This window comes from Nisaea nitritireducens, assembly GCF_014904795.1.
In the GTDB taxonomy this organism is placed as follows: domain Bacteria; phylum Pseudomonadota; class Alphaproteobacteria; order Thalassobaculales; family Thalassobaculaceae; genus Nisaea; species Nisaea nitritireducens.
Genome location: NZ_JACZFS010000046.1, coordinates 110,874 through 124,755, shown reverse-complemented (window position 1 = coordinate 124,755; position 13,882 = coordinate 110,874). Strand labels below are relative to the sequence as shown.

The following is a 13,882-nucleotide window of genomic DNA, read 5'->3' as shown; positions in this document are numbered from 1 at the left end:
GCGGGGGGAGCTGGTCCCGATCGTGGCCAAGCCGCCAGTAATTCAGCGGCTTTCCCAAAGTGGATCAGGTGCAACGGTTAATGTTGATGACCGTGCAGGGCGCGTTCGTCTGAACATAAGGTGCACAGCTTTTCTGAATGCGGGCGATAAGCTTTTTCCGCGCGTCTGCCTTTGCAGCAGTACAACCGTCATGGGTCTTCGGCCCGGCAGAAGAATTGTAATACCCCTTCTCCTGAAGCGTGCATTTCTTACCGGAGTTTTGCTGATTAATGGTTGCCGTACCTTCGTAGCACTCTCTCGCATGCGCGTCGGTAAGAGGGGCCGCAATCAACAGCAGCCCGAAAAGAGCAATTCGCATCATTTTGGATAACCTTTCATCCTTATCGATGTATTGTTTCACGAAATACACTTATTACACGAAAATAACATATTACTCAACCATGACGAATAAATTGCTCGGTCGGAGCATGTTTCCCATATGGAACAGCGATGTCCGATCACTTCAGCATGTTGTCGAAAAAGGTCAGGAACGCTGGGTTGAGGCGCTCCAATGGCTACATCTGACGCCATGCGGAGGCTTATTGCGCCTCCGGCACCCGCGCTTCCTTCAGCGCCGCCGCCTGCCGTTTCGCAAGCGCATCCACATCGAAATCCGCAATCAGATCCTGGAACAGCCGGTACCAGTTCACTTCCGCCTTCAGATGCAGGAACACCGAGCCGAGCCCGATCGCGGCGCGGTCCATCAGGACGAATTCACGGGGTGGTTTGACGCCGCGCAGGCGGCGGAGTTCGACATGGACCCTTTCCGCCACCTCGCGGCCATACATGCCCGTGTTGGTCTCCTGGATGCGGCGGGCCTTGTCTTCCATCAACGGGGCATAGATGAAGCGAGCCCACATGTTCAGGACTTCGACGGTTTCCTTGTCCAGCCCCTGGAAGCCCCAGCTTTCATAGGCATGCACCGCGAGCGCTTCGTCATCGGTCGAGAGGGCGTTATAGAGGTCGATCACGCCTTTGACGAAGCTTGGCGGGAAGACGCGGATGCAGCCAAAATCGAGCAGATTGACGGAGCCGTCCGGGCGGACCGAGTAGTTGCCGAGATGTGGGTCGCCGTGGATCACGCCGTATTCGTAGAACGGCACGTACCAGGCGCGGAACATGTTGAGGGCGACCTGGTTCCGGCTCTCCTGATCGTCATGCGCGGCAATGAAGTCGAGCAGCTTGGCCCCATCCAGCCAGTTCATGGTGAGCACGCGCGGCGTCGTCAGGGCCTCCACGCTTTCGGGGACATGCACGCCTGGCTCGTCCTTCAGCATCAGGCCGTAGAGCGCCATGTGCCGGGCCTCGCGCTGGTAATCCAGCTCCTCTCGCAGCCGGGCGGAGAGTTCCTTGTAGATCTCGTCCGTGTGGATCGCCTTGTCGTAGCGGGCATAGATCGAGAAGATCAGCTTCAACTGGCGCAGGTCCGCCTCGACCGCGGATTGCATGTCCGGATATTGCAGCTTTACCGCCAGCGCATTGCCGTCCGCATCCGCTGCCTTGTGCACCTGGCCGAGAGAGGCCGCCGCAGCCGCCTCATGCTCGAAATGGCCGAATTTCTGCTGCCAGCTGGCACCCAGCTCCCGGCTCATCCGGCGTTTGACGAACAGCCAGCCCATGCTCGGCGCGTCGGCCTGAAGCTGCACCAGCTCGTTGGTATATTCCTTCGGCAGCGCATCCGGGATGGTGGCCAGGATCTGCGCCACCTTCATCAGCGGGCCTTTCAGCCCACCCAGGGCCTCCCGCAGCTCCGCCGCATGGCTGTCCTTGTCGAGCTTGAGACCGAGATAGCGCTCACCGGCGACCCGCGCCGCGAGGCCGCCGACCGCTCCCGTCACCCGGGCATAGCGCTTCACGCGGCCGCCCAGGGAATTGCGTTCCTGATCTTTCATGGCCGTGAAGATAGGGTGCGGCGGAGGCAATGCCAGAGGCAAAACGACAGGGCTCATTCGGGATTGCCGGAAGGTGATGCCGGCGCTAGGCTCCGCCCGCCGTCTCGCAAGGGACGGCATTGTTCTCGGGGCGGGGCGGAATTCCCCACCGGCGGTAACATGAGCCAACCTGTGAATGGGAAAGCCCATGAAGCCCGCGAGCGCCCGGCGGCCGCCGGGGTCAGCAGATTCGGTGTAACTCCGAAGCCGACGGTCACAGTCCGGATGAGAGAGAACGGCATGGGAGCGCGGACCGCCTCGCGGGTTTGCGCCCCCTGTTTGTACTCGGCCTCGATTCCAGTAGTTAACGCATGGAGTTGGAACCGATAATGACGACCTCAACAACCACTACCGGCACGGCGCCCGGTGACCGCATCGCCTTCATCCAGGCGAGCTGGCACAGCGACATGACCGACCGAGCCCGCGACGGCTTCACCGACGAGATGAAACAGCGCGGCTTCGATACAGCGAAGATCGACTGTTTCCGCGTTCCCGGCGCCTTCGAAATCCCACTGACCGCCATGAAACTGATCGCCAGCGACCGTTATGCCGCCGTCATTGCCTGCGGCTTTGTCGTCGATGGCGGCATTTACCGGCACGATTTCGTCGCCTCCGCCGTCGTGGACGGGCTGATGCGGGTGCAGCTCGATACCGGCGTGCCGGTCTTCTCCGTCGTCCTGACGCCGCACCATTTCCACGAGACGGAGGACCATACCCGTTTCTTCCGGGAGCATATGGTGGGCAAGGGCCGGGAAGCCGCCGGAGCCTGCCTCGACGTGCTCGCCCTGGAAGCAACGCTGACGGCCTAGGCCGTTCCGGCACCTCCTGGACACGGCTCTCTCACCGGCACGTGAGTGGCTGTGTCCGGCTCCCTGCCCTATGTCTGTTCCTGAGGTTAGGCACTGCCGGAGGAACATCATGCTGTTGAAGCGACTGAAGGGCTGGGAATTGCCGGAACGGGCGGTCACGCCTGAATCCGTCTTTCACAACAGGCGCGCGCTGCTGAAAGGCCTCGCGGCGGGACCGATGATCCTGTCCGCCGCCGCCCTTGCCGGATGCAGCGATGAGGCGAGTGCCGAAGCGGATGCGGCGAGGCAGCTCGCGTCGGTGGAGCCCGATCCCTCCTCCCATCTCTACCCGGTGAAACGGAATCCGGCCTATACCGACGGCGGACCGGACCGGCCGATCACTGATCCCGATCTTGCGACGAGCTACAACAATTTCTACGAATTCGGCAGCCACAAGAATATCAGCCGCGCCGCCCAGGCCCTGAAAATCCGGCCCTGGACCGTGACCCTCGACGGCGAGGTTACCCAGCCAAAGACCATCGATATCGACGACCTGCTGGATCAGATGCCGCTTGAAGAGCGAGTCTATCGGCTTCGTTGCGTTGAAGCCTGGTCCATGGTGGTGCCCTGGAGCGGCTTCCCCCTGTCCGCACTGGTCAAACTGGCGGAGCCGCTGTCCTCGGCGAAATATGTCCGCATGGAAACCTTCATGGACCCGGAGAACGCCAAGGGCCAGAAGCAGCACTGGTATCCCTGGCCCTATATCGAGGGCCTGTCCATCGAAGAGGCGATGAACGACCTTGCCTTCATCGCTACCGGCATTTACGGCAAGCCGATGCCCCGGCAGAACGGCGCGCCGCTCCGGCTTGCGGTTCCGTGGAAATACGGTTTCAAATCGACTAAATCCATCGTCCGCTTCACCTTCACCTCAGAGCGTCCGGTGTCATTCTGGGAGGAATTGCAGAAGAGCGAATACGGGTTCTGGGCGAATGTGAACCCGGAAGTCCCGCACGCTCGCTGGAGCCAGTCCTCCGAACGACCGCTTGGCGGCGGCAACGACCGGATACCGACCCTGCTCTATAACGGCTATGCCGAACAGGTGGCGGATATCTACAAGGGCATGGAAGGCGAGCGGCTTTTCACCTGACCGCGCTAATCATACCGATTGGCAGTATTTCTTAAAAATCTGCCGTTTCATGGAAAACGGGAAACACTAGGTTAACGTTTCCCGGTATATGGTCGTGCCTGACCGAGGTATCGACTTTTCCATGACAAACATGACGCCCAAAGACAGAGCGCAGGCGGAATTCCGCAGACGCGTCCCGGACGCGAGCCCCAAGATCCAGAGCTTTTTCGGGGCCTGGCTTGATGCGCGTGGCGACGCCCTGGTGCCGCGCCGCAAGTCATTCTCCCCCGTGACCATCCCGAGTCTGCTGCGCTTTGTCTGGATTTATCAATTTGATCCCCGGCAGCAGGAATTTGTCTGCCAGCTCGCAGGCGAGAGCGTCAACGAAGCCTGGGGCGGGAGCATCCGGGGGCGGACGATCCGCGACATTGTCGGCGAGCATGACTACCCGATGGTCAGAAGCAGGTGGGATAGCGTCGTCGGCTGGCCGGCCGTCCTGTATGGCGCCCTGGACGAGCGCCTGACATCGATGGAAGTCTGGCAGGCCGAACGCCTGCTGCTTCCGATGACCTCCGAGGACGGGACAATCGACGTCATGCTCGGCATCAGCCTTTACAGACTGCAGCACATGGCCTCCGGCGGGAAAGCGAACGTACCGGAACTCATCATCCGGATACCCTGCGCGGAACTTCAGTAGTTCCTCCGCCTGGTCCGTGCTTCGTCAGGACGCCTTTTCGCGTCTGTACATCACCAGATCCGTATCCGCGATATGCATCAAGGGCAGCGTCCCGGAAAGCTCGTTCAGGAAAGCGAACACGTCCGGGGCGTCAGGCTTGTAGTCGTGCCACAGGATGACACCGTCATCTGTCAGCATGTTCAGCGCCTTGCGGGTGTCGCTCTCGACGTAGGAACGGGTGTGTGCGCCATCGATAAAGATCAGATCCACAGAACCGCGCAGCGGCTCCTCATCGTAGGATTTGCTGTCGGAAAAGATCTGCCGGATGTGCTTTTCCGAGGGCTGTCCGTTGTAATAGAACGTCTCGAAAGAGGATTCGGCCACCGCGATGTCCCGGTGCTGCTTATCGTCCCCGAGATTGAATTCCGTTGCGGCCAGATCGTCGGGATGCAGCGTCAGCGTGAAGATTTCCGAGTCCGGCGCCGCATTCTGCGCGAACACATGCGCGGTCTTGCCGGAACAGGTGCCGAATTCGAATACACGCTTCACGTTCTTCGCCAGCGCGGCCATGACCCAGGATTCACGGTCGGAAAGAGACGCGACCACACCTTCCCCTCCGATGAACCGGACTTCCGAGTCCGGGCTCGGCCCGTAACGGGTCATCTCGAAACAGGGCGCAACCTCTTCCAGTTTCACCTTCCGAACGGGATACTGCGAAAAGGCAAAAGCCCGCTTTTTCTGCCGCCGGAGCTTCAGCATCCGGCGTGTGACAAAAAAGAGTGCAACCAGCGACAGCAGATTGGTCGCGAGAAGAAGAGCTGTCAGCCAGGCGGGCCAATCGGGCATGGACTACTTTCCAATGCTGGGGCAGTTTTCGGATCCAAGTGAGACATGACGGCGTGGTTGATGGCTGTCAACATTCAGCTTTTACTGTTCCGGAAACCGTGGAGCATGGGCACGATGAATGCAGATGCCGAACAGCGGGGGCACTGCCTCTGCGGCGCGACACATTATACATTTTCCGGCCCGCCGAACTGGGTTGGCCATTGCCACTGCGAAAGCTGCAGGCGGCAGACCGGCTCGGCCTACACCACCTATATCGGCATCCCCCGGGAAGCGGTCCGTTTCACCGGCACGCCGCCTGCGATTTTCATATCCTCACCCGGCGTAGAGCGGCTTTTCTGCGGGCATTGCGGAACCCCGCTCGCCTTCCGTTCGGACCGGTTTGCGGATGAAATCCATCTGTTCGCCGCAACGCTGGAAGAGCCGGATTCGGTCACCCCCACACATCACGTGTACTGGAATGAGCGGCTTTCATGGACGGTCTGCGACGACGAACTGCCTAAACATGCAGGATCTTCTTATGAATGACCCTCGCGCGGCTTGTTCCGCTCCGACCGGTTGCTTATGTTCGAAGACACTCTCAGAGACCGGCCGCGACGCCCCCAGATAGCAGGACTGCCCGCCCCCATGACCGAACACCGCGAGAAAATTGTCATCATCGGATCCGGCGCCGCCGGACTGACCGCCGCCATCTACACCGCCCGCGCCAACCTGAAGCCGGTGGTGCTTGCGGGCCTGCAGCCGGGCGGCCAGATGACCATTACCTCCGAGGTGGAAAACTATCCCGGGTTCGCGGACGTCATTCAGGGTCCCTGGCTGATGGAGCAGATGCAGAAACAGGCCGAGCATGTCGGCGCACGGATCGTCTACGATCTCGTCACCTCGGTCGATTTCTCCAAGCGCCCCTATACGCTCGCCATGGATAGCGGCGACACGTTCGTTGCCGATGCCGTCATCATCGCCACCGGAGCCCAGGCACGCTGGCTCGGTCTTGAAAGCGAACAGACCTATAGCGGCAAGGGTGTCTCGGCCTGCGCCACCTGCGACGGGTTCTTCTTCCGCAACCAGGAGGTCATCGTGGTCGGCGGCGGCAATACGGCAGTCGAGGAAGCCCTCTATCTCGCCAACATTGCCTCCAAGGTCACGCTTGTGCATCGCCGCGATTCACTGCGCGCCGAGAAGATCATGCAGGAGCGTCTGTTCCGGCACGAGAAGATCGAAATGGTCTGGGACAGCGTCGTCGAGGAAGTTCTCGGTGGAGAAGGTCCCATGGCCGGCGTCGAAGGCGCCCGGATCAAGAACATCAAGACCGGTGAGGTTTCCGAGATCGCCGCGACCGGATTTTTCGTCGCCATCGGCCACGATCCGGCGACGAAACCGTTCGTTGAAGCCCTCGAAGCGGATGATGAAGGCTATCTGATCACCGAAAAAGGCAGCCCCCGAACCTCGATTCCCGGCATCTATGCGGCCGGAGATTGTGTCGACAAGGTCTACCGGCAAGCCGTGACGGCGGCAGGAATGGGCTGCATGGCGGCTCTGGAAGCGGAGAAATATCTCGCCGCACTTGAGGACCAGGCTGCCGAAGCGGCGGAGTAATTCCAACCGCCCTCGGTAACGATCCGATAACCCTTTTGCCCTAAAGTGCTTTTTACATCGTGTTCCTCTGGTCCATAGGACTCCTCTGGCTTAGACTGACGCACGGAACGTTGAGCTAAAAAGGCGAGATCGGTTCATTATGGCCATGGACTGGGACAAACTCCGGGTATTTCATGCCGTTGCTGAGGCAGGGAGCTTTACGCATGCGGGTGAGACGCTCAATCTCAGCCAATCCGCTGTCAGCCGGCAAATCAGTCAGCTTGAAGACTCTCTCAAGGTCGCGCTCTTTCACAGACATGCGCGCGGCCTGATCCTGACCGAGCAAGGCGAGACCCTGTACCGCACTGCACGGGACGTTTTTGCCAAGCTCGCCGCTGCCGAAGCCAGCCTTTCGGAAGGCAAGGAGCTGCCGCGCGGGCCGCTGAAGATCACCACGCCTGTTGCCTTCGGCTCCACCTGGCTTGCCTCGCGCATCGGCAAATTCCTGGAGCTTTATCCGGAGATTACGGTCAACCTGATCATCGATGATGGCGAGCTTGATCTCGGCATGCGTCAGGCCGACGTCGCCATCAGGCTGACACCGCCCCGCCAGCCAGACCTGATTCAACGTCATATCAAAAACATCAAACTGCACCTCTATGCAGCCCCGTCCTATCTGAAGCACGCGGGCATGCCGCAGACGGCGGAAGATCTGCAAAACCACCGGCTGGTGCTGTACGGCGATACGCCGCATCCCCCTTTCCCCAACGTGAACTGGTTGCGCGAGGTTGCAACGGGCGGCAACCGGCGCGCGCACACGAACAACTTCTCTGTGAATAATTACTACGCGATCCTGCGCGCCGTTCAGGGCGGCGTCGGCATTGCGGCGATACCGGATTACCTGGCCCAGGAAGACAGCAGCCTGGTCCGCGTCATGCCGGATCTCGAAGGCCCCCAGGTCCCGGCCTATTTCGTCTACCCGGAAGAGCTACGGCACTCGAAAAGAATTACCGTATTGCGCGATTTTCTCATTCAGGAAGTTGCACTGACGCAGTTCTGAGCTAGCGGAAAAACGGTCAGGCACGACAACAACGTAGAGATCTTAAAGCCAATTTGGCGTACGGGCTTTGATTCGTAATTATTTTCGTTTCACTAATTTGACATTCGAATGCAAATGGCCATGCAATTTTTGCATATCGGAAGTGAACAAAAATGCATGGTCGTTAACGTCTTATAGACATATCTAACTCATTATCACGGTGCTGCTTTGCAGCATCTGTCCTTCAGGCCCCCGCCTGAAGTAGAGGGCCCTTCGGGGTCCTACGTCTCCCAGACGTGAAGCCTCCCTGTTCAACTTGCCGGGAACCTTTGGGTTCTCGGCAATTTTTTTTGCGCAGCTTTTCAGCCTCTGCCCGCCACTTGGTCACCCGTCCCGATGGGCAGGAAAACGCGGATTTTCGTGCCGACGCCAAATTCGCTTTCAATCGTCAGAGTCCCGCCATGCAGTTCGACGAATTTTTTGGATAAGGCGAGGCCGATCCCTTTGCCGCTCGGGTTATGGGTCTTTCCGCTCTCGAGCTGATTGAAAGGCTCCAGTGCCTTGGGAATATCCGCTTCGGCCATGCCGATACCTGTATCTGAAACGCTAATCTCCATAAAATCGTCGGCATCCCGCTTCACGGCGACGTCAACCTGCCCGCCCTGCAAGGTGTAATGGATCGCATTGTTTATCAGGTTGATCAGAACCTGGCGCAGCTTGAGGCGATCCGCTGAAATCAGTGGAATGGGTGCCTCTGCACGCGACACTCTCAACTCGACGCCGCGCCTTCTTGCCAGTGGAGCCAGCAGATCCCGGCAAAAAACCATGATCTCCTCGATGTCCACAGGCTCTTTATCGATCGCTGCCTGAAGGCTCTCGCTTCTCGCCAGGTTCAACATTTCGTCGATCAGGTTCGACAGGTGTTTTCCGCTCTCGGCGACGAGCGATCCGTACTCTCTATATTTGGCGTTTCCGATCGGGCCCACGGCTTCGGTGCCAATAATTTCAGCGAACCCGATGATGCTGTTGAGTGGCGTCCGTAATTCGTGCCCCAGCTTGTTGAAGGTTTCCTGCTTCAAATCCTTCTCGAGCTCCGCCTCACGGTGCGCCAGCTCGAGATTGACGAGCAGATGCTCCTTCTCGGCGGCGAGCATCAGGCGTTCGTCTGTCGCCTTTGAGATGGTCCAACCCCAGATCAGCACCACGATCAGAAAGACCACCGCCATGAGCGATAGAACAAGACCTGCATCGCCCTCCATGAAGGCGATGCCGATGGTCGTCCCGATCCCGGCCGGCAGCACAAAGGCCCGGAAAACCTTCTGACTGCCCGTCATGGTGAAGGTAGAGCCAGCCAGCATCCCGCAGACCGCCATCAACACAACGCCAAGGACTTCTATCGGCATTGGAAAGGTCGCGACGGCCAGACCGACCGCCGACCAAATGCCTCCTTGTACGGCTGCGCACAGGAACATGCGCCGCTCCCACATCAGCACGTCGACATCGGCAATTTCCGCCCGGCTAAATTGTCCGTTGAGAATGATGCGGTATGTGCTGACGCCCGCCATCAACAGGAGCCATCCGAAAAGATACTCAAGCGGGACATGGTCTTTCGCGGCAATGCAAATCAAAGCCGCAATGGCAATATTCGATAAGGCAGGAAATTTGGAATAGAATAGCGGCTCAATACGCCGCAGCATTAAATCTCCACCGATGTCATGGAAGTCGGATCCTTCGTTCAGATCCGGAGATGATTTCTTCATCGATCTTCCGCCCCATTGCTCTTTTCTCAAGACCTATGTGGCGAGTAAGCCCGTCCGCAAACCAGGAGTCGAGGCCGAATAGAGACGTTTCCTCTCTATCCATTCCCCATTCTGATCGCTCAGAGAGCCCCGGAAGCCGCCCGACATAAGTCAGCAATACTGCCCGTCTGGGGACACCCAGTCCAGCGATACGCATCTTCAGGTTGCGCACCGCCAGAAGCTACCGAAGCTGGCGGACTGTATTCTAGCCCTTGTACCCAAGCAGGCGCGGCAGGAAGAGCACGAAGTCCGGCACGAAGGTGATGACGCCAAGCGCAACCAGAAGAGCCGCCAGGAATGGCAGCAGATCCTTGACGATCCGGATCAGCGGTTGCTTCGTGATCGAGGCCACGATGAAGAGCAGAAGGCCGTAGGGAGGGGTGATCAGGCCAAGCATGGCATTGACCACGGCAACGACGCCGAAATGCACCAGATCGATGCCCAGCGCCTGGGCCGTCGGCAGGAAGATCGGCACGATAATCAGCAGGATCGCACCTGACTCCAGGATACAGCCAAGCACCAGAAACATGAAATTGATGGCCAGCAGGAAACCCACCCGCGAAAGATCGTACTGGCCGAGGAAGTCGGCCATCATCTGCGGCACATTCTCCCGCGTCACCACATAATCGAACGTCAAGGCGCCGGCGATCAGGATGCCGACCGTTGCCGTTGAACGGGCTGAGCCGAGCAGGGCCTCGTAGAAGCCTTTGAAGGTGACGGAGCGGTAGAGCAAGATCGATATCGAGAGGGCGTAGAAAGCGGCCACGGCCGCCGCTTCGGTCGGCGTCATCACGCCGCCATAGATCCCGCCCAGCAGGATGACGGGGAGAAGCAAAGCAGGGATAGCGCGGAAAGTCGTCACGGGCAGTTCCCGCAACGGGATGGCCTCGTCGGTCGCGAAATCCCGGCGATGCGCAATGATCATGTTCATGATGATCAGCACGACGCCCATCAGCAGCCCCGGCAGCATACCGGCGGCGAACAGGTAGCCGACCGACTGGTCCGAGACCAGGGCATAGAGCACCATTGGAATGGAAGGCGGGATGATCGGCCCGATGGTGGCCGAGGCCGCGGTGATGGCGGCGGCATAAGAGCCGGAATATTTCCCATCCTTGGTCATCATGGTGATGATGATCTTGCCCATGCCGACGGCATCGGCGACGGCGGAGCCGGACATGCCGGAGAAGATCAGCGACGAGACCACGTTCACATGGCCGAGCCCGCCCTTGAAGCGCCCGACCAGGGCCTGGCTGAAACGCAGCAGCCGGTCCGCCAGCGTGCCGATATTCATGATGTCGGCGGCCAGGATGAAGAGCGGGATCGCAAGCAGCGTGTAACCGTGGAAAAGGCCCTGCAGCAGCGTCTCGGAGGCGATCGAGGGATCGTAACCGCCGAGCAGAAGGTAGGTGAAGGCGCCGCAGATCATCGCCAGGCCCATCGAGAGCCCGCCGAAAGCCAAAAACAGGATGAGCAGCAGCGCGACTGTAAACGGATCAATCATAGTCATGGGTCTCCGCCCCGTGCGTAGGGCTGAAGGCGGGGCCTTTGCCGGAAAGGCCGTACCAGACACTGCGCAGGGACCGGAAGATCACAGCCAGCGCAAAGGGAACGTAAATGGCGAAGACATAATCGAAGCGCAGGCGGATATAGGCCGTCTTCTCGATCTTCATGAAATCGATAAATTCCCAGGCCTTCGGCAGCGTCCAGGCAAAGAGGCCGGCGCAGATCAGGCCCGTGATCACATCGAGGGCACGGCGTCCGCCGCGCGGGAACATGTCATAGATGATGTCGAGCCGGATGATGTCGTTGTCACGGACGACAAAGGCGTAGCCGAAGAGAATGCCCCACAGCCAGCAGATCGAGACCATTTCGACCGTCCAGCCCAGCGGCAGGTTCAGCACGTAGCGGAAAACAATCTGTATGAGAAAGCTCGCGAACAATGCAGCGAGCACCAGCGCGAGAAAATTCTCGGCGCGACGCGATAGCCAACCCAGCAAAGCGGTCCCTCCGGAAAAGACGGCCGCACCGGCGCCGCACGAGCGCCGGTGCCGTCTCGGATATTAGGTCTTATTGATCTTTTCGAGGAGTCCGGCGGGCCAGTTCTTCGAATAATCGGAGTTTTTGTACATATCGAGCGCGTGGTTGCGGAACGCGTCGATGTCCGGCTTGTAGAGCTTCAGGCCTTCCTTCTCGAAGAAGTCCGCCATTTCCTTCTCAAGTCCGAGCGTGCTCTTGTCCATGGCTGCCTGGAAACTCATGGAGCATTCTTTGACCTTCGCCTTCTGGGCATCGTTCAGGCTGTTCCATTTCTTGCCCGACATGGCGAAGATGTTGGTGGCGACCCGGTGGCTGGTCAGGATGATCTGATTGGTCACCTCGTAGAACTTCATCTGCTTATTGGTCGGCAGCGGATTGTCCTGCCCGTCCACGGTACCGGTCTGCAGCGCCGTATAAACCTCCGTGAAGGCCACCGGCGTCGGGTTGGCGCCAAGCGCCTTACCCAGGAACTGCCAGCCCTCACCACCCGGCATACGCAGCTTGATGCCGGCCATGTCCGCCGGCGTCATGATCTTCTTGTCGCCTTTGATGTTGACGTGGCGGGTGCCGATATAAGGATTGGCCAGGACCTTGACCCCGGTCTTCTCCTGGATCTCACCGAACAGGCCGTCCATCACATCGCCGTCGAACACCTTGCGCATGTGCTCGTAGCCCCGGAACAGATATCCGGTGCCAAGGATGGAGGCGGACGGAACCTGGTTTTCGAAGTCATAGCTGGCGAGGTTGGCCATATCGAGATTGCCGCGCTGCATGGCGGTCAGCTCGGTGCCCTGCTTGAACAGAGTGGCGCCGAAATAGGGCTTGAACTCAAAGCCATCGCCCAAACACCCGGCGAAATGTTCCTTCAGGATACCGCTGCGGCGGTCCGTTTCCTGAACGGTATCGGAATAGATGATCTCAACCTTGTCGGCCGCATTGACGGCTCCTGCCGTGACCAGAAGCGCCATTGCGGCAACGGCACCACGAAGGGTGCCTTTCATCGTTTGACTTCGCATTGTTTCCTCCCTTTTTTGCGAATTTTGCGGACCCTGCGTCCCGCGACGGTCAGTCGAACGAGTCGAACACCGCCTTCATCCGGTCGGCATCCGGCGTAACGCCGGTGAACAGCTCGAAAGCCCGGACTGCTTGAAAGAGCGCCATACCGGCACCCGACAAAACCGCACAGCCCTTTCCGCGGGCATGTGCAAGTAACTTTGTCTCCAATGGAAAATAGACAATGTCCGCGACCCAATGACGGGGCTCGACAAGTGCGCCGTCGATCGGCATTCCCGGCATTTTCAGCATGCCCACCGGGGTGGCGTTGACGATGCCGTCGGCAGCTTTCGCCGCTTCCGCGACATCCTCTACAAGCTCGGCGCGCCCGGCTCCGGCGCGCTCATTCAGCTCGGAGACAAGGGACGTGGCCAGCTCCCGGTTCGTATCGCAAACCAGCAGCGTTCCAACGCCGGAATCCACCAGGGCATGCGCGACCGCATGGCCGGCGCCCCCCGCCCCCATCAGCAGCACCTTATCGCGCGCAACATCCGGAAGGCCGCGTCGCAGGCTTTCCGCAAAACCCCAATAATCCGTGTTGTGCCCGATCCTGCCGTCCTTGGTGAACAGTACGGTATTGACGGCACCCACTGCATGCGCGTCATCGGACAGCGCATCAAGATGCGTCAGAATGTCTCTTTTGTACGGTACGGTTACATTGACGCCGCGATATCCGGTATCTTCCAGACCTGCAAGGATCCGGGCAATCGCCGCCTCTTCCAGATCGCGGGGCAGATCGATCAGCCGGTACTCGTAAGGAAACCCGAGCGCGGCCCCTTCATCCATATGCATTCTGGGCGTTCGCGAAGCCTGAATGCTGTTGCCAATCAGGCCAGCCAGCACACAATCCGGCAGCGAGGCTCCACCGATGCCCTCGACTTCAACTTCCACAACGCCCATCCCTTATGTCCACGACCGTTAACAGTCGGGCTTATTTTTCTCGATATTGTTCATCACGGTTAAATATGTCAATAGT

Annotated in this window: 14 protein-coding genes and 1 riboswitch; of the genes, 6 read left to right on the top strand and 8 right to left on the bottom strand. The window is 59.3% G+C overall.

Annotated elements, in window-relative coordinates; translation table 11 throughout:
• Window positions 1–64: 64 nt before the first annotated feature.
• Both IG629_RS15855 and IG629_RS15850 read right to left on the bottom strand, forming a co-directional pair.
• On the bottom strand, window positions 65–400 hold the full coding sequence (locus IG629_RS15855; RefSeq protein ID WP_193172901.1) for a hypothetical protein: 336 nt from the start codon (window positions 398–400) through the stop codon (window positions 65–67).
• A gap of 178 nt (window positions 401–578) precedes the next feature.
• On the bottom strand, window positions 579–1,931 hold the full coding sequence (locus IG629_RS15850; RefSeq protein WP_193172915.1) for an ABC1 kinase family protein: 1,353 nt from the start codon (window positions 1,929–1,931) through the stop codon (window positions 579–581).
• 117 nt (window positions 1,932–2,048) lie between these two features.
• Window positions 2,049–2,211: riboswitch (FMN riboswitch) on the top strand.
• An 88-nt stretch (window positions 2,212–2,299) separates the two neighbouring features.
• Here IG629_RS15850 and IG629_RS15845 point away from each other — a divergent pair.
• The 3 genes from IG629_RS15845 (at window position 2,300) to IG629_RS15835 (ending at window position 4,581) form a co-directional block, all read left to right on the top strand.
• Window positions 2,300–2,779 (top strand): 6,7-dimethyl-8-ribityllumazine synthase, encoded by a 480-nt coding sequence (locus IG629_RS15845; protein ID WP_193172900.1) that lies wholly within the window; start codon window positions 2,300–2,302, stop codon window positions 2,777–2,779.
• Window positions 2,780–2,888: 109 nt separating this feature from the next.
• Complete coding sequence (msrP, locus tag IG629_RS15840) at window positions 2,889–3,905, top strand: protein-methionine-sulfoxide reductase catalytic subunit MsrP (RefSeq protein ID WP_193172899.1); 1,017 nt, start codon at window positions 2,889–2,891, stop codon at window positions 3,903–3,905.
• A gap of 121 nt (window positions 3,906–4,026) precedes the next feature.
• Window positions 4,027–4,581, top strand: a complete 555-nt coding sequence (locus IG629_RS15835; RefSeq protein WP_193172898.1) for a PAS domain-containing protein — start codon at window positions 4,027–4,029, stop codon at window positions 4,579–4,581.
• A gap of 24 nt (window positions 4,582–4,605) precedes the next feature.
• Here IG629_RS15835 and IG629_RS15830 read toward each other — a convergent pair whose 3' ends face one another.
• Window positions 4,606–5,406 carry a class I SAM-dependent methyltransferase gene (locus tag IG629_RS15830; protein ID WP_193172897.1) on the bottom strand — a complete coding sequence of 267 codons (801 nt, stop codon included), beginning with the start codon at window positions 5,404–5,406 and terminating at the stop codon, window positions 4,606–4,608.
• Between the two features lie 60 nt (window positions 5,407–5,466).
• On the opposite strand from IG629_RS15830, the gene IG629_RS15825 reads away from it, so the two are divergent.
• From IG629_RS15825 to IG629_RS15815, 3 genes are all read left to right on the top strand, one after another.
• Window positions 5,467–5,931 carry a GFA family protein gene (locus IG629_RS15825; protein WP_226886821.1) on the top strand — a complete coding sequence of 155 codons (465 nt, stop codon included), beginning with the start codon at window positions 5,467–5,469 and terminating at the stop codon, window positions 5,929–5,931.
• A 99-nt stretch (window positions 5,932–6,030) separates the two neighbouring features.
• Window positions 6,031–6,999, top strand: coding sequence for a thioredoxin-disulfide reductase (trxB, locus tag IG629_RS15820; RefSeq protein ID WP_193172896.1), 969 nt, complete (start codon window positions 6,031–6,033; stop codon window positions 6,997–6,999).
• 145 nt (window positions 7,000–7,144) lie between these two features.
• Window positions 7,145–8,038: a LysR family transcriptional regulator gene (locus IG629_RS15815; RefSeq protein WP_193172913.1), complete on the top strand. Its 894-nt coding sequence runs from the start codon at window positions 7,145–7,147 to the stop codon at window positions 8,036–8,038.
• Between the two features lie 341 nt (window positions 8,039–8,379).
• Here IG629_RS15815 and IG629_RS15810 read toward each other — a convergent pair whose 3' ends face one another.
• The 5 genes from IG629_RS15810 to IG629_RS15790 form a co-directional block, all read right to left on the bottom strand.
• Window positions 8,380–9,714, bottom strand: coding sequence for a sensor histidine kinase (locus IG629_RS15810; RefSeq protein ID WP_193172895.1), 1,335 nt, complete (start codon window positions 9,712–9,714; stop codon window positions 8,380–8,382).
• Between the two features lie 307 nt (window positions 9,715–10,021).
• Entirely contained in the window at window positions 10,022–11,323 is a 1,302-nt protein-coding gene (locus tag IG629_RS15805; protein ID WP_226886819.1) for a TRAP transporter large permease, read from the bottom strand.
• Window positions 11,310–11,813 carry a TRAP transporter small permease gene (locus tag IG629_RS15800; RefSeq protein ID WP_205620708.1) on the bottom strand — a complete coding sequence of 168 codons (504 nt, stop codon included), beginning with the start codon at window positions 11,811–11,813 and terminating at the stop codon, window positions 11,310–11,312. The genes IG629_RS15805 and IG629_RS15800 overlap by 14 nt, the downstream gene beginning before the upstream one ends.
• A 63-nt stretch (window positions 11,814–11,876) precedes the next feature.
• Window positions 11,877–12,869 (bottom strand): TRAP transporter substrate-binding protein DctP, encoded by a 993-nt coding sequence (dctP, locus tag IG629_RS15795; protein ID WP_226886817.1) that lies wholly within the window; start codon window positions 12,867–12,869, stop codon window positions 11,877–11,879.
• A 49-nt stretch (window positions 12,870–12,918) separates the two neighbouring features.
• Window positions 12,919–13,806 (bottom strand): shikimate dehydrogenase, encoded by an 888-nt coding sequence (locus IG629_RS15790; RefSeq protein ID WP_193172894.1) that lies wholly within the window; start codon window positions 13,804–13,806, stop codon window positions 12,919–12,921.
• Window positions 13,807–13,882: the final 76 nt, after the last annotated feature.

Bases quoted from the DNA above. Each gene is read 5' to 3' on its own strand.
- trxB (WP_193172896.1), top strand. From the start codon at position 6,031: ATGACCGAACACCGCGAGAAAATTGTCATCATCGGATCCGGCGCCGCC.
- msrP (WP_193172899.1), top strand. From the start codon at position 2,889: ATGCTGTTGAAGCGACTGAAGGGCTGGGAATTGCCGGAACGGGCGGTC.
- IG629_RS15850 (WP_193172915.1), bottom strand. From the start codon at position 1,931: ATGAAAGATCAGGAACGCAATTCCCTGGGCGGCCGCGTGAAGCGCTAT.
- IG629_RS15830 (WP_193172897.1), bottom strand. From the start codon at position 5,406: ATGCCCGATTGGCCCGCCTGGCTGACAGCTCTTCTTCTCGCGACCAAT.
- IG629_RS15825 (WP_226886821.1), top strand. From the start codon at position 5,467: ATGGCTGTCAACATTCAGCTTTTACTGTTCCGGAAACCGTGGAGCATG.
- IG629_RS15805 (WP_226886819.1), bottom strand. From the start codon at position 11,323: ATGACTATGATTGATCCGTTTACAGTCGCGCTGCTGCTCATCCTGTTT.
- IG629_RS15835 (WP_193172898.1), top strand. From the start codon at position 4,027: ATGACAAACATGACGCCCAAAGACAGAGCGCAGGCGGAATTCCGCAGA.
- IG629_RS15815 (WP_193172913.1), top strand. From the start codon at position 7,145: ATGGACTGGGACAAACTCCGGGTATTTCATGCCGTTGCTGAGGCAGGG.
- IG629_RS15810 (WP_193172895.1), bottom strand. From the start codon at position 9,714: ATGCTGCGGCGTATTGAGCCGCTATTCTATTCCAAATTTCCTGCCTTA.
- IG629_RS15790 (WP_193172894.1), bottom strand. From the start codon at position 13,806: ATGGGCGTTGTGGAAGTTGAAGTCGAGGGCATCGGTGGAGCCTCGCTG.
- dctP (WP_226886817.1), bottom strand. From the start codon at position 12,869: ATGCGAAGTCAAACGATGAAAGGCACCCTTCGTGGTGCCGTTGCCGCA.
- IG629_RS15845 (WP_193172900.1), top strand. From the start codon at position 2,300: ATGACGACCTCAACAACCACTACCGGCACGGCGCCCGGTGACCGCATC.